The 23,928-nt window shown below is 44.6% G+C and carries 21 protein-coding genes and 1 pseudogene; 5 read left to right on the top strand and 17 right to left on the bottom strand.

Features of this window, described 5'->3' with window-relative positions:
• Positions 1-91: 91 nt before the first annotated feature.
• Entirely contained in the window at positions 92-502 is a 411-nt protein-coding gene (locus EKN16_RS30895; protein WP_125665339.1) for an Lrp/AsnC family transcriptional regulator, read from the bottom strand.
• A 118-nt stretch (positions 503-620) separates the two neighbouring features.
• Between EKN16_RS30895 and EKN16_RS30890 the strand changes: the two genes are divergently transcribed.
• From EKN16_RS30890 to EKN16_RS30880, 3 genes are all read left to right on the top strand, one after another.
• Positions 621-1,376 carry an MBL fold metallo-hydrolase gene (locus tag EKN16_RS30890; RefSeq protein ID WP_125665337.1) on the top strand — a complete coding sequence of 252 codons (756 nt, stop codon included), beginning with the start codon at positions 621-623 and terminating at the stop codon, positions 1,374-1,376.
• A 15-nt stretch (positions 1,377-1,391) separates the two neighbouring features.
• Positions 1,392-2,219 (top strand): alpha/beta fold hydrolase, encoded by an 828-nt coding sequence (locus EKN16_RS30885; protein ID WP_125665335.1) that lies wholly within the window; start codon positions 1,392-1,394, stop codon positions 2,217-2,219.
• Positions 2,220-2,529: 310 nt separating this feature from the next.
• On the top strand, positions 2,530-3,588 hold the full coding sequence (locus EKN16_RS30880) for a YhgE/Pip domain-containing protein (RefSeq protein WP_125665333.1): 1,059 nt from the start codon (positions 2,530-2,532) through the stop codon (positions 3,586-3,588).
• A gap of 300 nt (positions 3,589-3,888) precedes the next feature.
• Here the strand turns inward: EKN16_RS30880 and EKN16_RS30875 are convergent, their stop codons facing one another.
• Positions 3,889-4,299, bottom strand: coding sequence for an Lrp/AsnC family transcriptional regulator (locus tag EKN16_RS30875; protein WP_125665331.1), 411 nt, complete (start codon positions 4,297-4,299; stop codon positions 3,889-3,891).
• A 118-nt stretch (positions 4,300-4,417) separates the two neighbouring features.
• On the opposite strand from EKN16_RS30875, the gene EKN16_RS30870 reads away from it, so the two are divergent.
• Positions 4,418-5,173, top strand: a complete 756-nt coding sequence (locus EKN16_RS30870) for an MBL fold metallo-hydrolase (RefSeq protein WP_125665330.1) — start codon at positions 4,418-4,420, stop codon at positions 5,171-5,173.
• 376 nt (positions 5,174-5,549) lie between these two features.
• On the opposite strand, the gene EKN16_RS30865 is transcribed toward EKN16_RS30870, so the two are convergent.
• The 6 genes and pseudogenes from EKN16_RS30865 to EKN16_RS32570 form a co-directional block, all read right to left on the bottom strand.
• Positions 5,550-6,371, bottom strand: coding sequence for a formate/nitrite transporter family protein (locus EKN16_RS30865; RefSeq protein WP_125665328.1), 822 nt, complete (start codon positions 6,369-6,371; stop codon positions 5,550-5,552).
• A 98-nt stretch (positions 6,372-6,469) separates the two neighbouring features.
• Positions 6,470-6,538 (bottom strand): annotated as a pseudogene (locus tag EKN16_RS33865) (barstar family protein); the annotation flags it as partial.
• A 107-nt stretch (positions 6,539-6,645) separates the two neighbouring features.
• Positions 6,646-6,936: a DUF2277 domain-containing protein gene (locus EKN16_RS30855; RefSeq protein WP_125665326.1), complete on the bottom strand. Its 291-nt coding sequence runs from the start codon at positions 6,934-6,936 to the stop codon at positions 6,646-6,648.
• A 223-nt stretch (positions 6,937-7,159) separates the two neighbouring features.
• The gene (locus EKN16_RS30850) at positions 7,160-7,837 is read right to left on the bottom strand and encodes a hypothetical protein (protein ID WP_125665324.1); all 678 of its coding nucleotides are present in this window, start codon (positions 7,835-7,837) and stop codon (positions 7,160-7,162) included.
• A 490-nt stretch (positions 7,838-8,327) separates the two neighbouring features.
• The gene (locus EKN16_RS30845) at positions 8,328-8,675 is read right to left on the bottom strand and encodes a DUF3221 domain-containing protein (protein ID WP_164523063.1); all 348 of its coding nucleotides are present in this window, start codon (positions 8,673-8,675) and stop codon (positions 8,328-8,330) included.
• 75 nt (positions 8,676-8,750) lie between these two features.
• Entirely contained in the window at positions 8,751-8,888 is a 138-nt protein-coding gene (locus EKN16_RS32570; RefSeq protein WP_164523062.1) for a hypothetical protein, read from the bottom strand.
• 184 nt (positions 8,889-9,072) lie between these two features.
• Here EKN16_RS32570 and EKN16_RS30840 point away from each other — a divergent pair, with 184 nt between their 5' ends.
• On the top strand, positions 9,073-10,089 hold the full coding sequence (locus EKN16_RS30840) for an acyltransferase family protein (protein ID WP_125665320.1): 1,017 nt from the start codon (positions 9,073-9,075) through the stop codon (positions 10,087-10,089).
• A 107-nt stretch (positions 10,090-10,196) separates the two neighbouring features.
• Here EKN16_RS30840 and EKN16_RS30835 read toward each other — a convergent pair whose 3' ends face one another.
• The 9 genes from EKN16_RS30835 to EKN16_RS30795 form a co-directional block, all read right to left on the bottom strand.
• On the bottom strand, positions 10,197-11,486 hold the full coding sequence (locus tag EKN16_RS30835; protein WP_125665318.1) for a class II aldolase/adducin family protein: 1,290 nt from the start codon (positions 11,484-11,486) through the stop codon (positions 10,197-10,199).
• A gap of 89 nt (positions 11,487-11,575) precedes the next feature.
• Positions 11,576-12,328, bottom strand: coding sequence for a pyruvate formate-lyase-activating protein (pflA, locus tag EKN16_RS30830; protein WP_125665316.1), 753 nt, complete (start codon positions 12,326-12,328; stop codon positions 11,576-11,578).
• 21 nt (positions 12,329-12,349) lie between these two features.
• Positions 12,350-14,605, bottom strand: coding sequence for a formate C-acetyltransferase (gene pflB, locus EKN16_RS30825; RefSeq protein ID WP_125666851.1), 2,256 nt, complete (start codon positions 14,603-14,605; stop codon positions 12,350-12,352).
• Between the two features lie 21 nt (positions 14,606-14,626).
• A complete protein-coding gene (adhE, locus tag EKN16_RS30820) occupies positions 14,627-17,236 on the bottom strand; it encodes a bifunctional acetaldehyde-CoA/alcohol dehydrogenase (protein WP_125665314.1) in 2,610 nt (869 codons plus the stop codon).
• An 894-nt stretch (positions 17,237-18,130) separates the two neighbouring features.
• Positions 18,131-18,742 carry a sulfite oxidase-like oxidoreductase gene (locus tag EKN16_RS30815; protein WP_179955575.1) on the bottom strand — a complete coding sequence of 204 codons (612 nt, stop codon included), beginning with the start codon at positions 18,740-18,742 and terminating at the stop codon, positions 18,131-18,133.
• A gap of 3 nt (positions 18,743-18,745) precedes the next feature.
• Positions 18,746-20,044: an MFS transporter gene (locus EKN16_RS30810; protein ID WP_125665312.1), complete on the bottom strand. Its 1,299-nt coding sequence runs from the start codon at positions 20,042-20,044 to the stop codon at positions 18,746-18,748.
• Positions 20,045-20,095: 51 nt separating this feature from the next.
• Positions 20,096-21,634, bottom strand: coding sequence for a leucyl aminopeptidase (locus tag EKN16_RS30805; RefSeq protein ID WP_125665310.1), 1,539 nt, complete (start codon positions 21,632-21,634; stop codon positions 20,096-20,098).
• Between the two features lie 372 nt (positions 21,635-22,006).
• Positions 22,007-23,380: an ATP-binding protein gene (locus EKN16_RS30800; RefSeq protein WP_125665308.1), complete on the bottom strand. Its 1,374-nt coding sequence runs from the start codon at positions 23,378-23,380 to the stop codon at positions 22,007-22,009.
• A gap of 3 nt (positions 23,381-23,383) precedes the next feature.
• Positions 23,384-23,776 carry an ATP-binding protein gene (locus tag EKN16_RS30795; RefSeq protein ID WP_232016623.1) on the bottom strand — a complete coding sequence of 131 codons (393 nt, stop codon included), beginning with the start codon at positions 23,774-23,776 and terminating at the stop codon, positions 23,384-23,386.
• Between the last annotated feature and the right edge of the window lie 152 nt (positions 23,777-23,928).

Here is a 23,928-nt window from a genome sequence, read left to right as displayed (position 1 = left end):
TAGTCTGATATTTCAAATAAAAACCGGGTAACCCAGAATCGATTTCTGGGTTACCCGGAGTGGCCTGACAGCTTATTGGATAGCCATTTTATTAATTATTAATAACTAGAGACAATTTATAATTGACATAATGGTTTAATTCGCCTAAAAATCTGTCGAGTACCTCGTTGGACGGAAACCTGCACTCCATAAGATAACATCCCTCTCCGCTAATTTTGAAATTATTCACAATATACGGATGCTGCGTTTCTATAAACGACAAGAATGGTTTATGATCGAAGCTCTTCGTATAAATATTAATAAACGAATGGACCGGGTATCCCGTTTTCATGTGATTCTGATGAATCGTATAGCCTTCAATCACTCCGTCTTCCTCTAATTTAAGCACCCGCTTGGCCGTCGCCTGACCAGTCATGTGAATGTTTTCTCCCAGTTCCTTCATCGAAATTCTGGCATTCTTTTTGAGTTCTTCCAGAATTCGTTTATCAGTATGATCCAGCATGAATAACAACCTCTTTCATTATTCAAGTATTTCTTCCGTTTTTCGTGATTTAATATATGTCCCAATTTCTTTATAAATATTATCCTATTAAAGAAGATAATAAAAGGAGGCATTCACAATGAAGATCAGGCAAATACGAAATGCAACAATGCTTCTAAACTATGGCAACATGACTTTTTTAATCGATCCATTTTTAGGGGCAAAGGGGGTCTATCCACCCTTTCCCAATACTTCAAATCAAGTCAACAATCCGACCGTCGATTTGCCGATTCCTGTCGAGGAAATCATCCAGGCCGATGCGGTCATTGTGACTCACTTGCACCCGGACCATTTCGACGCAGCTGCGATCGAGGCGCTTTCCAAAGATATGATCGTGATAGCGCAATCGGATGTAGACGCCGACGAGATCAGAAAAAAAGGTTTCCACAACGTACAAGCTTTAAATCGCATTTCTCAAATAGGTGATGTCAGTTTGAATCAAACAAGCGGCAAACACGGTGAAGGGGAAATTGGGCAACTTATGGGCGAAGTTTCGGGGGTTGTCTTTAAACATCCGGATGAGAAGACATTATACATCGCAGGCGATACCATCTGGTGCGATGATGTTGAGGAGGCTATTGGTCTTCATCGTCCTGAAGTGATTATTGTAAACGGAGGTTCCGCGCAGTTCCTGCAAGGCGCTCCCATTACAATGGGTAAAGAAGACATCTATCGGACATACACAGAAGCCCCGCAATCGACAATTATCGTATCCCATATGGAGGCGGTTAATCACTGCTTTTTGACAAGACAGGAATTGACTAGCTTTATTGAAGAGAAGGGGCTCACGGCCAACATATTCGTTCCTGTCGATGGGGAGTCAATCGTTCGTTAATAAGGGAGTTGTCATATGCAGCATAAGGAGGCTTTTTTCAAAGGTTACCAAGACCAGGTTTTATTTCGAAGAACCTGGTCTCCCGATACCACTCCAAAGGCGTGTATAGCCATCATTCATGGAGTCGGTTCTCACAGTGGAGGCATTCTGAATATCGTTAACCCGTTAGTTCAAGAAGGCTACGAGGTGTGTGCTTACGATATCAGGGGGCATGGTCGTTCCGAGGGAGATCGCGCTTTTATAAACGGGTTTGAACAATTTCGTAAAGACACATTTATGTTCTTGAACGAAATAACACTTGATATGCCGAATGTTCCTGTTTTCCTTATGGGCCATAGCTTGGGCGGTGTTATCGCATTGGACTATGCAATGCATATGCATTCATCCGTTAAATTGCAGGGGCTGGTGCTGATATGCCCAGCCATCATACCTGAACGCATTCGTCAATACCTGTCGAACATACCAGCCGATACCCCTAATGAAGCAGCCTATCCTGAGGCTCCGGATTTTGAACAACTAACGAGAGACATCCATGTCATACGCGAGTTCAAACGGGATCCTTTAAGGCAACATATCAAAACAGCCGGTCTTCATAGGGGAACACTCACAGCGGTGGAGGCAATCCTCCAGAGTCCGCAAAAAATTAATGTTCCGCTTCTAATCGTACAGGGGCTGGACGATCAGATTGTTCCACCGGAAAATACGAGGGCGTTGTTTGATCTGGTACCTGAGACGGTAAGTAAAAGTTATCTAGGCTATTCCGGCATGCTCCATAATCCTCATGATGACATAGGGAGAGAAATCGTCATGAGGGACATCTCTTATTGGATCCAAGGAGTTTAATCTCTCGTATCCTGAAATCATAAACATAGGGGGTTCTTCCTTTCATCTCGGTGTGTTGTTTAGCGACTACTACTTCGAGATTTAGGGAGGCACTCCTTTTTTCGCACTTAAAAAAAACCTGCCACAGCAAGGCTTTGGAATTATGAAACTTACTCATTAAAGTAGATATAAATTCATATCATGCACCTATTAAATCATATTGCCAAGCTATCAGATCATTCTCCATCCACTTAACCATTGTCCTTGTTGTCAGTTCGACTTTGAAGATGTACAAGTGAATCGAATAGAGCAACATGGAGGTTAAATCATAATGAAAGCATTACAATCTTTTCTAAAAACTTCTCAGACTAAGTTTGGTCTTGTATTTGGATTATTTGTCCCCTTGTTTTTCATCATTGTATGGATGACGGGTTATAGCGGCGCCACGAACCGAATTGATCAATTGCATGCCGCTGTAGTCAATGAAGATGGCTCCAAGGGTGCTATTATTGCGAATCAAATTACTCAGCTTGCCCCTTTTCAAACTAAACCGATAGTATCAATCCAAGATGCTCAAGCCAAAATTAATGCAGGTGAAATTGCCATGATTATCTCCATTCAGAAAGCGAAACTGACTTACTACATCAATGAGGGTAATTCGGATATCGCAAAAGCTATGATGGAAAAAGCCGCATTAGAGATATCCAAACAACTGAATCAAATCGGAAAACAAATTGTAGAGGATCCTATACAAACTGACATCGTAAAAACAAATCCTGTAAACGATTTTTCTACGTCTATGCTGCCCATGCTTCTTGGTTTCATAGCCTATATTGCCATGATGACTATGAACATACAATTTAACCTTGCCTCACTAATGCTGAAACGTGAGTATAGCAAGTGGCAGATTTTTTTTGCTAGACAAATGCTATATATCGCTATTGCGATTGTTTTCCCATTCATTATCACAAGCGTTGCTATGCTATTTAGTAATGTACATAGTTCTTTCATATCGATGTGGACATTTCAAATCCTTGTCTTTCTTTCTTGCATGTGCGTGACGCAAATGGGCTTTGCCCTCTTCGGACATTTTGGTCCTTTATTTAATATCGCTTTAGTACCGCTGCAATTAATGACAGGTGGTAATATCATCCCTACAACGATGCTTACCCCTTTTTATAGACAATTCGATAATTTTCTCCCTGCTTCAAATGCCATCCAAGGCTATTTGCATCTCATTTATAGTGGAAGTTCCATTTCTACCTACGTTGTAAATTTGATACTTATTTCGATCGTATCTTGGGGTATTACCGTCATTTGCTTAGCCTTAAAAGAAAAATCTGTTGCATCAATCGATGCTCCTCTGAAGCACGCTCAAACCTTGGACTGAGCTCCTACTCATCACATGATGGTCTTTTTCTACTGCACCTTTAACTATTGTGATCCCGCGGCTCATACAGCATTGTCGGATTAGTTCGCGTGTTCTATTCGGCCATGTCTTCACCCCTACAGTTTCTGTAGCGGTAGTATGCTCATTTTCTATCTTGCTGAAAGCTTACCCTGAGATCCTCAGCTCATTATTCACACGGATTCTCTACCAGTCTCGGAAGTTGATCGCCGAACATACGCTTCTATACGTCCTTGGGTCGGTTACTGGACAGGAGAAGTACAAATTCCTGCTTTGTTTTTATTAATTATTAATAACTAGAGACAATTTATAATTGACATAATGGTTTAATTCGCCTAAAAATCTGTCGAGTACCTCGTTGGACGGAAACCTGCACTCCATAAGATAACATCCCTCTCCGCTAATTTTGAAATTATTCACAATATACGGATGCTGCGTTTCTATAAACGACAAGAATGGTTTATGATCGAAGCTCTTCGTATAAATATTAATAAACGAATGGACCGGGTATCCCGTTTTCATGTAATTCTGATGAATCGTATAGCCTTCAATCACTCCGTCTTCCTCTAATTTAAGAACACGGTTGGCTGTCGCCTGACCAGTCATGTGAATGTTTTCTCCCAGTTCCTTCATCGAAATTCTGGCATTCTTTTTGAGTTCTTCCAGAATTCGTTTATCAGTATGATCCAGCATGAATGACAACCTCTTTCATTATTCAAGTATTTCTTCCGTTTTTCGTGATTATATATATGTCCCAATTTCTTTATAAATATTATCCTATTAAAGAAGATTATAAAAGGAGGCATTCACAGTGAAGATCAGACAAATACGAAATGCGACAATGCTTCTAAACTATGGCAACATGACTTTTTTAATCGATCCATTTTTAGGGGCAAAGGGGGTCTATCCACCCTTTCCCAATACTTCAAATCAAGTCAACAATCCGACCGTCGATTTGCCGATTCCTGTCGAGGAAATCGTCCAGGCCGATGCGGTCATTGTGACTCACTTGCACCCGGACCATTTCGATGCGGCTGCGATCGAGGCGCTTTCCAAAGATATGATCGTGATAGCGCAATCTGATGTAGACGCCGACGCGATTAGGAAAGAAGGATTCCACAACGTACAAGTTTTAAATCGCATTTCTCGAATAGGTGATGTCTCTTTGAATCAAACAAGCGGCAAACACGGCGTAGGCGAAATTGGGCAACTTATGGGGGAAGTTTCGGGGATTGTCTTTAAACATCCGGATGAGAAGACATTATACATTTCAGGCGATACCATCTGGTGCGATGATGTTGAGGAGGCCATTGGTCTTCATCGTCCCGAAGTGATTATTGTAAACGGAGGCTCCGCGCAATTCCTGCAAGGCGCTCCCATTACGATGGGTAAAGAAGACATCTATCGGACATACACGGAAGCCCCACAATCGACAATTATCGTATCCCATATGGAGGCGGTTAACCACTGCTTGTTGACAAGACAGGAATTGATAAGCTTTATTGAAGAGAAGGGTCTCACGGCCAACATATTCGTTCCTGCCGATGGGGAGTCAATCGTTCTTTAATAGCCATCACTCCAAGGGAGCGTATTGCTATCATTCATAAAGTCGCTTCTCACAAAGGCTTATAAAGCTCCAAGACATCTTCTCGGATGTAAATAATTCGCACACAATGAAGGCCCGACTCATAAAAGAGCCGGGTATTTTTTACGGGTCTAAAGAATAATCAGTGCTAGCCATCACGAAACAAAAGCGAAGCGGACGGAATCGTTCTGAAGAAGCGATAGCGTTCGCCTTTGTCTCCTTATTTCTACCCTAAGGGATAGAATCAAGAAATAGGGAGACAACAGCGATCGTAAGAATGATCCGTCTGCGTAGCACCCTTCTAGCAAAATGCATCGAATTTATCAAGCTCTTTTAGTGTTGAGCCTTTTTTACCGTTTTATTTACCGTAAGGGGCAGATTTAGACTCCAGGGATTTCGCCTGCATGCTAGATTGGGATTTTCGATAAACCATTGCATACATGCCTGCTACAAATACCGTTCCACCGAGTGCATTCCCTATATACACCGGTATGAAATTGCTTAGATAGTCCATCCAAGTAGCTTGCCCAGCAAATATAGCGGCAGGAATAACAAACATATTGGCGACTACGTGCTGAAATCCAATTGCCACAAAGGCCATTGTCGGTAACCATATTCCTACTAGTTTAGCTATACCCTCTTCAGCACCATATGCTAACCAAACAGCGAGCCCGACTAACCAATTGCATCCAATACCCGATAGGATTGCTACGTAGAAGGGCTCTGCAATCTTAGCATGGACAACCTTCATCAGTTTATCGAGGTAAATACCATGCTCAGTCAGCCCAACTAGGTGACCAAATGCATAAGCGATGAATAGAGCTCCAACAAAATTCCCAAGCGTAATCACCAGCCAATTCCCCATTAATTGTCTTAGCCCGATCCTTCCTGAGAAATAAGCTGCTGGAACAGCCATCATATTCCCGGTAAGTAGTTCTCCGCCGGCAATTAACGTTAAAATCAGGCCCAAAGGGAAACATGCAGCACCCAGGATACTGCCAAAATCACTCCAAGGTGCTGGAACAACAGCACTTACCCTGATATATAAAAGAAATCCAATAGAGATATACGCCCCGCCCAAAAAGCCCAATACAAGCTGGTTGAGAATAGGCAAATAAACCTTCTTCTCACCTGCTTCCACGGTTTGCCTCCAGACCTGCTCTGGGTTCATGAATCCCATGTGCCTCTCCTCCTAAAAAATAATGCATTACATTTATTTTAAAGGAGTTTCTCAATAGCTTAAGTGAAAAAAATCACTAAACAACAGAAAACCTGCCCTCAAATTTCAATTAACCCCGTTATCGAATCCCAAAAGGCATCCCAATTCATTCCGTAAACCGGTGGAAAGCCAGAAAATCATGTTTTCCAACTCTTCTGCCTGTTGCTTCAACAAAGAAAAGGAGCTGCCGTTTTGCAAGCTCCTTCGCTATAGTGTCCCACTAGTTCTCTACATCTTACCTATCACCATAATCCTCGCCAACTCCGAACCTTTGCGCAGCTCTAGCGCGAGCACGTTCGATCTCCACATCGCGATTACGAGACTCTGCGTTGGTTACCAGTGAATTCAACAAAGTCCGGGCCACCGTAGCCACCTCTTCAATAGCACGATGGAACGCCTCCTCGTTCGCCTGTGAAGGCTTGTTAAAGCCCGAGAGTTTTCTCACGAATTGCTGTGAGGCCGCCAGGATCTCATCGTCGGTAGCCGGTGGGTCAAAGTTAAATAATGTCTTTATATTTCGGCACATATCTTTCTCCTTTTATTTTCTGTAGTAATATCAATATTACAACACACCAATTCTCCCATGCCAGTGAATAGAACGGCTAGACATAAATAAAAGCGGATGCCGATACAGCTGTAATTCAGCTATCGTTACCCGTTATTGTCCCAGAGCAGCCCTACTGATATTGAACTATAGTCCCCGGGAGCGTAATGTTTATTTTTGGGCTCATGTTCCAGGTAAGCTCAGCCTATTGTCCTGTAACATTATCACGATGCATGCTAATGATATCATTCAGCGATAATCCTTCAGGTGAAGCGGTGCTGTAAACTTGCTGATAATCGTCTCGTTTCCAACTGCCCAGCACTGAGTCATCAATTACGGTTTCATCCATTAGCTGTAGAAACTCCGGATGGTGCTTCTGCACCCACTGCCTGGCTTGCTTGACATTACCTACTCTGGAAATAACTACGGACTGGGGAATTACGTCGAATAGATTGTTATTGTTTTCACGCTTTTCATACAATCTCGTTAAAACGGAAGTATTGTCGTTTACTTGTTCAAGGGTTTCATCTATCAGGCGATAATAAAAGCTTTGTACTTGTTTGTTTTGATCATTAGGAAACGGTCTTTCGAATCGAAGTAATTTTAAAGTGTGCTGATTGTTTTTGAACCATCTATTCTGCTCGTAAATAACGGAATACGAAACATTTGTATAGGAATCGTCATTTAACGTGTGGTATTGCTCATAGGTACAGGGTATTGTACTCGCTCCTCCTAGGCTTGTCAAAATGCTGTATCCGTTCGGAGACAAACCATAACCATAAACTCTTACCACCTTGATTTCTTTCTGCTGAAAAGCAAAGATAGAACCAGCCAATAAAAGAATCACACAGCTAATTCCGATTACGTATAACCACTTTTTCATTGATTTATATTCCTCTCTGATGGTAAGTGCCTCTTCATAGCCCCAACATCAATTCACTCCAGACAACAAAATACCTCCTTATAATGAGTCTTTCACCCATTAGACGTAATGACGATGGAAATGTTTCTAATAAATTCCACTCGACCTCGTTAAACTCTTCTGCCAGTTAGCGTGGAAGAGGCAGCCAATTCATCATATCGGTTGCCTCTTTGGGAGTTGCATTATGTTGTTGTTCACGTTTAGCTTAACAAAACGGCAGGTTGCTACGGCATCATGCTCATTGATGTTTGTTCTACTATCGATACCCGATCGAAAAAAACATATCTGCTTTCACAAAATAAAGGTTTGATATATTCTGCCATTTTCATGTTTTTCTTCATACAGCCCATTAGTTGCGGCTCCTCGAAGACCAGAAAAACAGAAAGGCCTATTTCTAGTCACAAAAAGAAAAACCGCTCATAAGCGGTTATTCCGTTGTCAATTAGCGATATTATTTTTTGTCCACATCTGCCGTCGTCTGGGCTGGATATGATTGATTTATTACTCCGCCGTTCGGAAAATTAATGCTTACACGGTCGTCTACTGTAACTGCATCGTAATCAGCTTTATCAACTGAAATCCACATTGCATTTGGTTTAGCGTTCTCTAATATTTCGCTAAGAGGAGCTTTGGAATCGGCGACCTTATCCCGCACTACAAGTATTTTGTCGCCCTCTTTCGCGACAACAAAACCATCTCTATAATCCCAACGTTCATCCGAGTTGTTAGATGAACATCCTGTTCCAACAACACATAGCAAAGCTAATAGAAAAGCAAGGAACAATACGGTTCTTTTCAATTCATTTTCCTCCAAAGTCTCAAATATTTAGTCATAGAATATACGAAAACAAACTGTAGCGGGAATGAAACGAATTCACATGTTGATTGGATGTGATAAGCCAGTGCTTTTTGGAGTAAAGCCAATCCGTTGATAGAAAAGGTGAGCTGCTTCTCGTTCTGAACGATTACCACTATTGAGAGACATTGATACTGCAAGCTCATCAATATTCATCGTCTACCCCTTTCTTAGGCAGCTATTTTTAATAATTATGGAAAAATTATACTTTATGAGCTGATTAATAAACAAGAAGATTTTATGTTAGGTATAACCTTAAGTGACTTTCATCACTACGATAACTTTTCATTCCGTATACAATTAGAATAAAACCATTCCATTCCTGAATGGAGGTCGTAGTGTGGATAGAATAGAGAATGAAGCTACGGATACGTTTATGTTAAACGCCAAGTTTCTGCTAATTTTAATCGTTGTCATCGCCAATTGTATCGAACCCTTAATGCATCAAAGTAAAGCTTTGTATTCTATATATCTAGGTATTTACACCTTCCACATTCCAATGTTTGTGTTAGTGACAGGCTATTTCTCCAAAAGTTTTCGCCTTGATATTCCCGGGATCGAGAGTTTACAGAAGATCTTTTACCATTATCTCATCTTTCAGAGCTTATACTCGCTGCTGGATTTATTAGTGTTTCATGCACCTGGTGTTCATTATTCGTTCTTTATTCCCTATTCGTTATTATGGTTTTTGTTCAGTCACTTCTGTTGGCGGATGCTTCTTCCCCTCTTTACGAAAATGAAGCACCCCCTCGTAATCTCCATAATACTAGGGGTTCTCATTGGCTACACGCCATTCACTGGAACGATTCTCAGCTTTTCCCGAACGATCGTGTTCTTTCCCTTCTTCTTAGCTGGATATTACATTCGTTTGGATCATGTACGAACTATTATGATTCATAGGAATAGGTGGCTATTTGCTTGCTGCATGGCTGGTATTGTTATCCTTTTCAACTTATTCTCAGTAGATCCAAAATGGCTTTACAGCAGCTTTACGTTCAAAGAGATGGGCTTTTTTCATTGGTATACTGGTATATATCGCTTAAGCATCTATCTGTTGGAAATACTCGCTTCGCTCTGCTTCTTATACATTGTACCGCGCCAAAAGTCTTTTGTAACAGATTGGGGAAAATATACGGTATATGTCTTCTTACTTCACGCATTGATTACCAAAACAGCGATTTCTATGGGGCTCTTCACCTATGTACACAATTCGATACAGGTGGCACTAGTTTTATTATTGGCCACAGCACTTACCTGTCTATTATCGCAAGAAATCGTCCGCCGCTATAGCCGGCCCCTGATTGAGCCAGACCTGAATTACTGGGAGCGATGGATCGTTAAAAAATACCGAATCTAGCATCTTGAACTCGAGGCTGGCTGGGAGCTATTTGTTATAAGAAATAGAAAAGAACAAATCGTGTCGGATCGATTCCGGCACGATTTGCTCTTTGTTGAATGATTAAGTTAGGAAAGATGAAAAGCACTATCAATATCCTTAATACTTTTATCATTGATATGCACGATCTCGCCGATGCTGAACGATGAAATAACGGACTTAGCACTGTATTCAGCAACCTCCAACCGATCGAACGCAGTTAATAGATTTTGTCCTGTAACAATGACGCAGTTATTTTCTACAATTACAATCGGGGTATTCTCAACAAAAACTGCGGCTGTTTCTTTAAGATTCTCATATACAGAGGCAAAAGGCAGCTTTGGTATGTTGCGCAATAAGATATAGCTTTCAGGAATTGTTCTAGAATCAAATAGGCAATCCTTGACTGCAAAAGCCATAATATGAGGAGGATGCGCAATTATTATCGAATTCACGTGGGGGTGCATCTCATATATAGACTGATGAAGAGATACAGAGCGGCTGGGTATCATTCCTTCCTGCACTTCGCCACCCTCGATTCTCACCAAATCCTCTACTTCCAAGTACTTACGATCCACGCCATAAGGCGTAATTAGGAACGCATCTCCATCCAACCTTTGCGAAAATGTTCCTTGTGTACTTGTAAATAGCCGTTGGTCGTAGGAGCGTTTAATGAATTTACACATATCTCTGCGCAGGGCTCTTTCTTGGGTGGAAAAGGCTTTCGGAACAAACGTAGGCATGTGAATATCTTGTTGAGCCCTCACTAGATCCAAGCTTCCTTCAGATAAAAGCGTCGGCCTTCCAATCCGGTTCGCCTCGATCTCTAGTCTTGCACAATATTCCAACGTTTCGAACACTTTAAAGGCTTCAAACAAATCGGTACCCCCAACAACAACACCATGATTCTCAAGCATCACGGTATTGATACCTTTAGCCAGAACCGCTGCTATTTGTTCACCAAGCTCATAACTCCCCGGAAGCGCATAAGCAGCCATTCCAACCTCGCCACAAATATCATACTCATTTGGTAATAGATGTGTATGAGGTATCTTTCTGACAATACTGAAGGAAACAAGCGCAGGAGGATGTGCATGCACAACTGCTCTTAAATCAGGACGTGTTCGATATAGCAGCTGATGAAAGGGAAACTCGCTTGATGGCTTATGATGCCCTACGATGGTACCATCAGCCTGAACACATATGATATCCTCTCTCTTCAAGGACCCTTTATCCACACCTGCTGGTGTAATCCAAATGTCGCCCTTATCATCAAGAATGGAGAGATTGCCCCCTGATGTTGTAGTCATGCCATAACCATAGATTCGCTCCATGATTAGAATAATTTGATCTGCTGGATGCAAGAAATGAAATTGCATGGAACTACAGCTCCTTTTATGAAATCTCTAATTTTGCAAAAAAATCCACCAAAGCAAGAATGCCATAGTGGAATGATTTGTTCATTCATTTAATCCCAAAATCCAGCACCGTCAGGTTCAGCACTTTGGAGACCAAGCTCAATTATGCTGCGAGCTCTTACTACCTCTTGATCAGTTGGAGTGGGGCAGTTTTCAAGTGGATAAACCTTACCCATTTGGTGCCATTTATAGACACCCATGCGGTGGTAAGGCAGCAATTCAAGCTTTTCTACATTATCCAATGCTCCAATGAACATGCCTAGTTCTAATAAATCCTTGTAAGCGTCAGTCCATCCTGGAACTAAGACATGACGAATCCATACGGGCTTATCGATCTCATTCAAATAATAAGCAAAGCGCTTAATCCGATCGTTCGGCTGTGCCGTGAGCATGATGTGCTTATTCGGATTAATCTGCTTCAGATCCAGCAGCACCAGATCGGTTACTTGTAAAAGCTCCTGCGCATGGCTTGGCTCACAGAACCCATTTGTATCAAGTGTGGTATGCAGTCCCCAGCGTCGTTTGCACTCGGCAAACAAGCGAGCCAGGAAAGGAGCCTGTAAGGTCGGCTCCCCGCCTGTGACTGTAATACCCCCGCCTGAGCGACGATAATACTCCAGGTACGGCTCAATCTCGTTCAGTATTTCCTCTACGTCCATTTGCCTGCCGGTATTCATCTCCCATGAATCCGGATTATGGCAGTACTGGCACTGCAGCGCACAACCTTGCATGAAAAGCACAAAACGGATGCCAGGACCGTCAACGGTGCCGAAGGTGTCGAAAGAATGTATGCGTCCTTTCATCTGTCTGCACCCCTTTCTATTCTACATCGTACCGTGGAACGTACGATGGATCACATCAAGCTGCTGTTCACGCGTCAGCTTAATAAAGTTTACCGCATAGCCGGATACGCGAATGGTCAGCTGCGGGTATTGCTCCGGGTGCTCCATCGCATCCAGAAGCTGGGCACGTTCAAACACATTAATATTCAAATGATGGCCTTTATTCGCCATATAACCGTCCAGCAGAGAAACCAGATTCGAGAATCGCGTCTGCTCTTCACGGCCAAGAGCCTTCGGTACGATGGAGAACGTATTGGATATGCCGTCCTGGCAATGCTCATAAGGGATCTTCGCTACAGAAGCAAGCGATGCCAATGCCCCTTTCCGGTCGCGACCGTGCATCGGATTGGCTCCCGGTGCAAAGGGCTCGCCGGCTTTGCGGCCATCAGGCGTACTGCCTGTCTTTTTGCCATACACGACATTGGAAGTAATCGTCAGTACAGACATCGTTGGCACTGCGCCGCGATACGTTTGATGCTTCCGAATCTTATTCATAAACGTTTCCGTCAATTGAACAGCGATCGCATCAACGCGCTCATCATTGTTGCCGTATTGCGGGTATTCTCCCTCGATTTCAAAATCAACCGCGATCCCTTGCTCATTGCGGATCGGACGGACCTTCGCATACTTGATCGCACTTAACGAGTCGGCGACGACGGACAGACCGGCTATTCCCGTAGCCATCGTTCGAACGATTTCACGGTCGTGAAGCGCCATTTCCAGCCGTTCATAGCTGTATTTATCGTGCATATAGTGAATGACGTTAAGCGTATTGACATACAGCTTTGCCAGCCATTCCATCACGGTGTCGAATTTCTCCACGACTTCTTCATAAACGAGAACCTCAGAAGTCAAAGGAGCCAGGTCCGGTCCAACCTGTATGCCCAGTTTCTCATCCACACCACCGTTGATCGCATAGAGCAGTGCTTTGGCCAGATTGGCGCGGGCGCCAAAGTACTGCATCTGTTTGCCAATCCGCATCGCGGATACACAGCATGCGATGCCGTAATCATCGCCGAAGTAAGGCTTCATCAGATCGTCATTCTCATACTGGATCGAGCTGGTCTCCGCTGACACCTTGGCGCAGTATGCTTTAAAGCCATCCGGCAGCTGCGTGGACCAAAGCACGGTCAGGTTCGGCTCAGGGGCAGGCCCCAGATTGTATAAGGTATGCAGGAAGCGGAACGAGTTTTTCGTCACACGCGCCCGACCATCCAGCCCCATACCGCCTATTGATTCAGTCACCCAAGTGGGATCTCCGCTGAAGAGCTCGTTGTAGTCAGGCGTACGCAAGAATTTAACGATACGCAGCTTCATAACAAAATGGTCAACCAGCTCCTGAGCCGCTTCTTCCGATAGCGTTCCCTCTTGCATATCCCGTTCGATATAAATATCAAGAAAGCTTGATACACGCCCAAGACTCATCGCAGCCCCGTTCTGCTCCTTAATCGCGGCTAAATAGGCAAAGTACAACCATTGAACAGCTTCAGTCGCATTCGTGGCAGGCTCTGAAATATCATAACCATAGGTCTTGGCCATCTGCTTCAGCTCGCTCAAGCTGCGAATTTGCTCGGATATCTCTTCACGCAGCTGAATGATATTTTCTGTGATCGAATCGACCTCTAACTGAAGGAGATCGACCTTCTTCTCTTCGATCAGGCGATTTACGCCATAAAGCGCAACACGTCTGTAGTCGCCGATAATGCGACCTCGTCCGTATGCGTCGGGCAGCCCCGTAATGATTGCGGCTTTACGCGCTGTCTTCATCTCCGTAGTATAGGCGTCGAACACGCCTTGGTTATGCGTTTTGCGGATCTCCGTGAATAGCTGAACGATCTCCTGCGGAAGCTTATAGCCGTAAGCCTCGCAAGCATCGATAACCATGCGAATCCCCCCGAAGGGCTGAACAGAACGCTTCAGCGGCGCATCCGTTTGCAACCCAACGATTTTCTCCTTCTCCTTCGCAATATAGCCTGGAGCGTGCGAGGTAATAGTGGACACGGTATGGAGATCGATGTCCAATACCCCGCCATTTTCCCTCTCTTTACCGGTAAGAACGCTTATCATGCGCCACAGCTCTGACGTTGCTTCTGTGGGACCTGCTAGGAAAGAATGATCGTCTGTATACACAGTTACATTTTTATCGATAAAATCCTTAACGTCGATGTTCTTGGCCCACTGCCCGTGAATAAAACCTCTCCAGCTTCCTCTTTTTAAATCTGCTTCTTGTATCGCCATCATGGCACCTCCTGGATGGACTTACTCAAACCTTCCGTAAAAAGCGTTCCGGTAAACGTCCGCCAATTCTGTAACTAATGGCATCCTCGGGTTTGCAGTTGTGCATTGATCTTCAAATGCCCGGTCCGCCAAGTAATCTACCCGTGCTTCGAATTGTTCAGCATTGAAACCAAGGTCCTGAAATTTCTCCGGTATGCCAAGTGTTTTGTTCATTTTGCGAATCGCCTCGATAAGGCTGTTCACGCCTTCTTCCGTTGTTTTGGCAGGAAGCCCTAACATACGTGCAATCTCGGCATATCGTTGATCCGCGATAAAGTGGTCGTATTTAGGGAACGAAGTAAACTTCGTCGGCTTCTGAGCATTGTACCGGATTACATGCGGCATCAGAATCGCATTGGTGCGTCCATGCGCCGTATGGTATTCCCCGCCCCATTTATGAGCCAAGCTATGGTTAATACCAAGGAAGGCATTGGCAAAAGCCATTCCAGCGATCGTTGAAGCATTATGCATCTTCTCACGCGCAACTGGATCTCCCGTTGCAAAGGATTTCTCCAGGTTTTGGAATACTAACTGAATCGCCTTCATCGCCAAGCCATCGGAGTAATCATTCGCCATGACAGAGACATAAGCTTCAATCGCATGGGTTAGGACATCCATGCCCGTGTCGGCGACTGCTGTTTTCGGCAGACTGTACACATAATCGGGATCGATGATGGCTACATCAGGTGTCAGCTCATAATCAGCAAGCGGATACTTGGTATTGCCCTTTTCCTTATCTGTAATTACGGCGAAAGAAGTTACTTCCGAGCCTGTGCCTGAAGTCGTTGGAATGGCAACAAATTTGGCTTTGCGTCCCAGACGCGGATATTTGTAAACCCGTTTGCGAATATCCATGAATTTCTGCTTAAGCGCATCAAAGCTGGTATCCGGATATTCATAGAACAGCCACATCGCTTTGGCCGCGTCCATCGGCGAGCCGCCACCTAGTGCAATAATGCAGTCCGGCTGAAAGCTGGCCATCGCTGCCCTGCCGCGTTCTACCGTTTCAACCGAAGGATCTGGCTCCACATCGGAGAATACTTCGATATAGACGGGAAGCTGACGTTTGCGAAGATAATATTCCACTCGTTCCACGTAGCCGAGCTTCACCATCATAGGATCCGTCACGATCATTACTCGCGTAATGTCAGGCATTTTCTCCAAATACTGCGTGGAGCCCTTTTCAAAGTAAATTTTCGGCGGTATTTTGAACCACTGCATATTGACGGTCCGGTAAGCTACCCGCTTGATGTTGATCAAGTTGACCGCGCTCACGTTGGAGGTCGTGGAATTATGCCCATAAGAGCCGCAGCCCAGTGTCAACGAAGGCAGATTTGTGTTGTAAATGTCGCCGATCGCGCCGTGTGTGGAAGGCGAATTGACAATAATCCGTCCCGTTTGCAGCTTATTGGAGAAGGCCTGAATAACCTCTGCATTTTGTGAATGGATGACTGACGAGTGACCCATGCCGCCAAATTTGACAACTTCTACAGCACGTTCAATGCCTTGTTCAGCATTTTTCACTTTGTAGCAAGCAAGAACTGGGCTTAATTTTTCGGCTGACAAAGGGAAGGCTTCGCCGACTCCAACTAACTCCGCGACCAGAATTTTAGTATCAGCTGGTACTTTGATACCGGCCATCTCAGCGATTTTGCTTGCAGATTGACCGACGATAACGGCATTCACCGCACATTTATCGGCATTGATCACCAGCTTGGAGACCGCTTCGGTTTCTTCTTTATTCAAGAAATAACAGCCTTGATTCGCCATCAGCTTTCTTGTATCCGCATAGACGGCTTCTTCAATAATGACGGCTTGCTCAGAAGCGCAAATCATCCCATTGTCGAATGTCTTGGATAAAATCAAATCATTAACAGCCTGCTTCAAATCTGCTGTTTTCTCAATGAAACAAGGAACATTACCAGGTCCTACACCTAGAGCCGGTTTCCCTGTACTGTATGCTGCCTTCACCATCGAAGAACCTCCTGTGGCGAGTACCAACGCTACGTCTGGATGATTCATTAGCAGTTGGGTCGCTTCAACGGATGGATGCTTTACCCATTGAATAGCGTGCTCAGGCGCCCCCGCTTTAACAGCCGCTTCAAGCAAGGTAGAAGCTGCCATTGCGCTTGATTGTTGGGCAGATGGATGGAAGGCGAAGATGATAGGGTTGCGAGTTTTTGTCGCGATTAACGACTTAAACATCGTTGTTGAAGTCGGATTCGTGACCGGCGTAACCCCAGCAATAATACCAACCGGTTCAGCTACCATTTTATAGTTTTCATAAGAATTCTCTTCAATGACACCTACCGTTTTGTTGTTTTTAATGCTGTGGTAGATGTATTCCGTGGCGAACAGATTCTTGGTTATTTTATCTTCGTAAACACCGCGTCCGGTTTCTTCTACCGCAATTTTTGCAAGTGCCATGTGTCGATCAATACCAGCCAGTGCCATTTGCTGAACAATGTGATCTACTTGTTCTTGATTCAACATAAGAAATTCCAGTTGCGCCTGCTTGGCTCTAGCCACCAGTTGATTGACCTCTTCTTGTGCCGAGATTTGTACGGTCACCTTTGCTTCCTTCGTCGCCATGCTCCATCAACTCCTTATTTACTCCATAATTTCTAAATGTTTATGTGGTTTGTTATACATTTAGATTAAACTTAATCAGAACTACTAACTATGATAAAACTCACAGTTAACATGAATAATTTGTGAAAACCTTCACAATCTATTTTGAAATTAGACGACAGTTTTATCCGCTCAACACTAAAATAAGTGCTCGATAAGTTTGAAGTATTGTTCGTAGAAGCCCGTTGTGCAGACGGATCATTCTTACGATCGCTGTTGTCTCCCTATTTCTTGATTCTATCCCTTAGGGGTAGAAATAAGGAGACAAAGGCGAACGCTATCGCTTCTTCAGAACGATTCCGTCCGCTTCGCTTTTGTTTCGTGTTGGTAAGCACTGATTATGGTAGAAGATACAGCCATCCACTCTAATCTATAATGCTGGTTAAATAGAGGTCGTGTAGAAGATATCGAACCTAATATTTTAGAAGGAAAACCACCATTTCATTCTCTCGATTTTGGGCTGAGCGGTTCATTTTTCCCGTTAATCTTGCTGAGCGGACTGTGGAACCGCTATTCAGATCGAAACACGACTCAAAACAAGTTCAGCGGACACAGGATCCGCTATCAACTAAAATGCAGCTGATTTCAGACAATTTGCTGGAGAATAGCGTCTTTTCTGTCCTTTAAACCACCTACATACAGCGATTGGACTGAAATAAGAGCTCTCCTGTCCGCTCACTCTCAGCATCTGATTACCTTCGTCGTCAACCACTAGTTTGGTGTAGAGCCAATTTTGCATGTAAAATCAGACGCACAGCCCTTCTGTTTCCATGCCGGCTGATTCGGCAGAAAAGCAAAAAAACAGCTGTCATCTTTTATTGAGATGACAGCTGTTTAGTCGATATCGTGTATTGCTCAATCAAAATCATATCTTTCCTCTTTCCATGGATTTCCGTACATATGATAACCGTTCCGCTCCCAGAAGCCCGGCTTATCTTTCTCCATGAATTCGATGCCGCGCAGCCACTTGGCGCTTTTCCAGAAGTACAGATGTGGGACGACCATCCGCACGGGATAACCATGCTCCGGCGAGAGCAGTTCTCCATTATGGCGAATCGCGAGGAGTGAAGTTGCGCTTAAGAAATCCTCCAGCGGCAAATTGGTTGTCCAGCCTTGCTCAGCATGCAGCATGACATATTTTGCTTCCGGCTTCAGCTTCACCTTCTCCATGATCGTCGTGACCGCAACACCTTCCCAGACATTGTCCAGCTTAGACCACGTCGTCACACAGTGAATATCGTTGCCGAACTCCTTCATCGACAATTTCATAAACTCGTTATACGAAATCTCTGTTTCTTCCTCGACCAGGCCAAACAGCTTCAGATTCCATTTACTTAAGTCCCTATAGTCAGGGATATCTCCATGATGAAGCACAGGGAACCCTGCCGTCAGTCTCTGACCGGGCGGTGTACGAGAAGCATCATCGCCTGCTCTATCCTTTTTCTCGCTGCTAATTCCAACAACCATCGCCTATAGACCTCCAGTCTTTTGCAAACGCGGCTGCACTTCTTCACGAAGGACTAGTGGTCCAATTGTAAGGGATAATACAAGCAGCGCAGCGCCAATGATGAACGATACCCCATAGCTCTGCAGCCATAGGGGGCTGTCTTCAATTCGCTTGTAGATCATTCCGCCAATCAAAGGCCCAATGAAGCCAGTCGCCCCTGTTAAAGCTGAGAACACCGCTATATACATAGGACGATCAGCTTTGGGCGTATCCCCGATAATGAAATTGAAGATAAGTAGATTATACCCACCCGTCCCAAATCCTAATGCAATATGAACCGCAATCAATACCAGCATCACCGGCAGAATCTCGATCCCTGCCCACAGGAGGCAGGATAGCGCAATGACCGGCAGCGTCCAGAGCAGCAGTGTTCTTGTCGCGAAACGTGTATTCATCGTGCCCCAATAATAATAGCTAAACATCATAACCACCATCTGCACGGTTGTAATGACTGTAATCCACCACTTGCTGATATGAAGTGTCTCCAGCATAACGTATGAAAATAGCGGAACCGCGATATTTTGCAATAAAATAAAAATAGAAATGAACACGGTTGCTTTCATATAACTAAGATCTTTCATCGGTTTGAAGAAAAGTGCCGCCGAGCTTGATTCCTTCGATCGCTCGAATGGCGGATTCGGATACCGTCTTAGCTCAAGCGCATTCCAGACTGTACATACTGCACTGACTCCATACAAAATGATGAAGCCGGTCTGCTCCGTAAAGTGTTCAAGGATTTGACCGCCAACCAGGAGGGAAATGCTCGCAACCGCCCAATGAATCGTATTGCGTATGCCAAAATATCTCCCGCGTACTTGAGCAGGCACCATATCCGCAATAATAGATGTCCAGAATACGCCTCCGGTAGAGGCTGATATAAATGATAGCAAAAACATGCCTATAAAGACCGTAACTCGCAGATCTTCTGACACAAATAAAGGAATTAATCCGGTCGATACCCATAATATCCGATGAATAACACTAAACAAAGTAAGCAGTAGACGTCGGTTATTAAATCGCTGCATGTAAAAAGCGGCTACGAGCTGTACCATGTTGGCTAGTGCTGGGATGGCCAATGCCAGGCCGACCTCTTGAGAGTTACCCCCAAGGTATACGATAAAGATCGTTAGGATGGGTCCACCCAGCAGGTTGCCAATAATCGTAGCAGGAATGCCTTCCATAATCGATGTAAGTAATCCTCTTCGCTGATCGGAGAGTGTCTTTCGGTGAAAGACCGAAATCACATGCTTCCAAAATGACATAGTGATGTAACTCCTTCATGGTGTATACCGAGTGAATGCTTATCTCCTTGCTTACACCAAGAGCTCGCCGAGCGTCCGGACCATAACCCCAGTGCCGCCCTTTACTTCCCACGAGCGGTCATGCTCAAGCCAAGCCGTTCCGCCGATATCCAGATGCACCCAAGGTCGCTCTTCAGCGAAGGCTCCAATGAACAGTCCACCTGTGCTTGCTCCGCCAAATCGGCTGCCGCTATTCTTCATATCTGCCGCATCACTATCTAATTGCTTACGGAATTCCGGATAGGTCGGCAGAGGCCAGATCCGTTCGCCAGCCCGTTTGGAAGCGAGAATGATCTCCTGCTGCAGGACTTCATCATTACTTACCGAGCCAGTAGCCACATCACCAAGTGCAACCATAACGGCACCAGTCAATGTAGCAACATCAACAAGCTTTGTCGCTCCACGGCGAATAGCTGTCGTTAATCCATCGGCGAGTACAAGACGTCCCTCTGCATCTGTATTGACAACCTCAACCGTTGTTCCGTTCATCATCTTAAGCACGTCACCAGGTTTAATTGCACGGTCAGATGGCATGTTCTCAGCGGTAGGTATAACCGCAATTACATTTACTTGCGGACGAAGCTCTCCAACAATACGCATCGCGCCCAGAACAGCAGCCGCACCACCCATATCGCTGATCATCTCTTCCATGCCAGCCGGCTTCTTAAGCGAGATTCCACCAGTATCGAACGTTATTCCTTTGCCTATGAAGCCCCAGGTTTCTTCGTGTTCAGGTGCACCGTGATAGTGAATAACAATCATACGCGGCGGATTGACACTTCCTTGACCTACACCCAGCAGACCACCCATACCTTGCTCCGCGGCTGTCCACTCGTCAATGATCTCACAATCAAGACTATACGTACGGGCAAGCGTCTCCGCTTCCTCCGCCAGCATTTCAGGAGTAAGCTTATTACCAGGCAAATTCGTCAAATCACGAGCAAACTTCACTGAGTCTGCAAATACAGTACCACGACGGATACCTGTTTGCCACGCCTCAGCAGAAGCAGCTGCTTCCTTGCTCGCACCACCCTCAATAGGTGAGAACAGGACAGATTCTACTGTTGCTTGACGTTTCTCATCCTCTTTCTTCTCTGTCTTCCGCGTAAATAATCCGAGAGTATAGCCCTCGGTTAAAGCCTGAGCCGCCTGGCTGGCCGTATACTCCAGCGAACCGAGATATAGTGAATCTTGGACCAGCTGTTGGATAGCTACAGCTTTCACACGTCTAGCAGCCTTCGCAGCAGCCGCAGCGGAATCACGCAGTCCATTGGTCGTGAGACCTAACTGTGAGGAAATCCCTACATAGATGACATAAGCAGCTGGAAGCAGCCCGAGCGTCGGCAAGCATAGCACTTCTTTGGGCTCAGCTTTGAATAACTCCTTCTCAAAATGCTCTCTCAGCGCCGCGTCCATCTGCGGATGTACCCACTGAGCCTCATCCGTGTCCTCCCGCTTCAATTCCTCCCGACTTATGAAACGGACAATAGCATCCGCTTCAACCAATTTGCCATCCTGCCCATTTACTCCATATGTAAATTGAACGCCCATGATCAATAACAACTCCCTTATCTGTTCTGTTTTCTTACCCTCTTACTCTAGCATGACTCAACTGAATGGTTGCTCTCTTGCACTCGCAATCACATGGAACTTACCTAATTCTCTACAACAAAAAAACCGGGTTTCCCCGATTTCATAGCGCATTTGGTCCCAGAATAATGACAGCATTTATGGAAAAAAGTCCGCTGAAGAGCACAAGCAATCGCCCTTGAAACCGGGGACTCACCACCATTAGGTGCCCTCCCAAATTTCAGGTTTCAAAAGCGAAGGAAGCGAACAATTCGGTTCCACAAATCGTATAGTCATTATGCTCTTAGAGGCCATTTTCGCGATTGATTCGGGTTATACCCCGATTTTAATCCTTTATTCCACTAATGGCAAATAGATATTAAACTCCGTTCCCTCACCGATATTGCTTACTACCCTGATCGTCCCGCTATGATTTCGTACAATTCGATAGCTGACTGACAAACCAAGGCCCGTGCCCGCAGCTTTGGTCGTGAAGAACGGATCAAATAGCTTAACCTTTGTCGTTGAATCCATGCCTTTACCATTGTCCCTGATTGTAATCTCTCCGTAAGAGCCCTCTCGCTTCGTAATAATATCGATACGTCCGCCCCGATCATCTTCAAGCTCGCCAATAGCATCCATTGCGTTGCGGACAATGTTCAAGATGACTTGCTTGATTTGCTTCACGTCAATGGAAATGGTCAAATTCTCATCATAGGTCTCGTGATTAATTTGACAGCCCTTCATGTGAGCCTCGCTATCCGATAGAAGAATAACTTCTTTAAGCAGTGAGTTAATTTGCACCTCTTGCTTCATCGGTGCAGATGGCTTGGAGGAGTTAAGAAATTCATAAATGATATCATTGGCCCGATCGATCTCGCCCAGAATGATTCGGGAGTATTCTTCTTTGCCAAGCTGAGTTAAATGCGGACGAAGCAGTTGGATGAACCCCCGAATAGAAGTAAGCGGATTACGTATTTCATGAGCAATTGCAGCGGCGATTTTGCCTAGCATCGCTAGCTTATCATTCTGATAAGCTGATTGTTCAATTAACTTATATTCCGTAACATCCTTCACGCTGAATAAATAATCGCCATCAAGCTGATCCCCATAAGTGACCGTGACGAGTAAATGTCTACCGCTCGCATCTTGGAATTCCAGATATCGGCTTCGGCGAAGGAACATTTCTTTATAAATACGCAGTACAATACGCTTCGTCCCACGACGCAGCTGGGGATGGGATAATAAATCCGTTAGATTGCTGCCAATGAGCGTTTTACGAGGAATATCAAGCAGCTTGGCCATTTGCAAATTTATAAACGATAAAATACCGTCACCGTCAAAAATGGCGATGCCGCTATCCATATGCTGCAGTACATTTTCATATTTATTTTTGACCATGCGAAAGGAACGATGGGAGTTCAACAGCATGTCCCTCATTTCGCTGAACCGCTGCTCCGGCGTTTGATCCGGCTGTAACCGAAACCGAAAAGCGACCATTAATTCAATAAGGAAGATAAAAGACCGACTATAAAGCCGAAGTGCTTCTTCAGATTCGACGTTTGCTACGAGCATTTGCATAGATTCTTCATGAATGGCAATGATGTCCTCCGGATGAATGCCGTGAAGCAATTTACCAATTTCAGTTGCTTCAAAAAGCGATGCTTCGCTACCGCTTCTAATATATTCGGCAAGCGCCGGAAAGTAGCGCTTTCGAATGGCTTGCATGGCTTACTCCTCTCCTGCCGCACAAATCGGTGAGTCGATACGTAGCGGGGATATGAGCCATTTTCGAAAGGTAATCATTGTCCCCCTTATACTGTCAGTCATTACTTCCATGTCGTCGACTATCTTTTCGATCCAACGCGGATCAATGCGATTAGGACCTCGAAAATGATCGAAGAGCCGGACTTCAATACCCGATTTCACTTCTCCTTTGTTTACTCCGATTGCACGAATCGTCATATGACCCTTCTCTGAGAGAGAGACCAGCTTAAGTGCAAGTTCAGAAATGGTATACGTAATGACCGTTTGATCGATAAGACTAAAGCCAAGCTCTCTTGCAATGTCTCTTCCTCTTTGACGCGCATCAATAGCATCAGAAGTCTCTTGAATATGAAACATTTCCACTTGTCTTTCCCCTCCGCTCATAATGCTAAATCTGATCATTCCGAGTAAAGGTGACGCTTACAATCATCATAGAGACAACGCCCAATTTATGTCAACAGGAGATCCTGTCGAATAAAGGCGGATAATGGAGAGAAAAAAGGGCTACG

Origin of the sequence: Paenibacillus baekrokdamisoli, assembly GCF_003945345.1 — a bacterium.
GTDB lineage: Bacteria > Bacillota > Bacilli > Paenibacillales > Paenibacillaceae > Paenibacillus_Z > Paenibacillus_Z baekrokdamisoli.
Note: the sequence above shows the minus strand (reverse complement) of the source record. Positions and strands in the feature narration are given on the sequence as shown.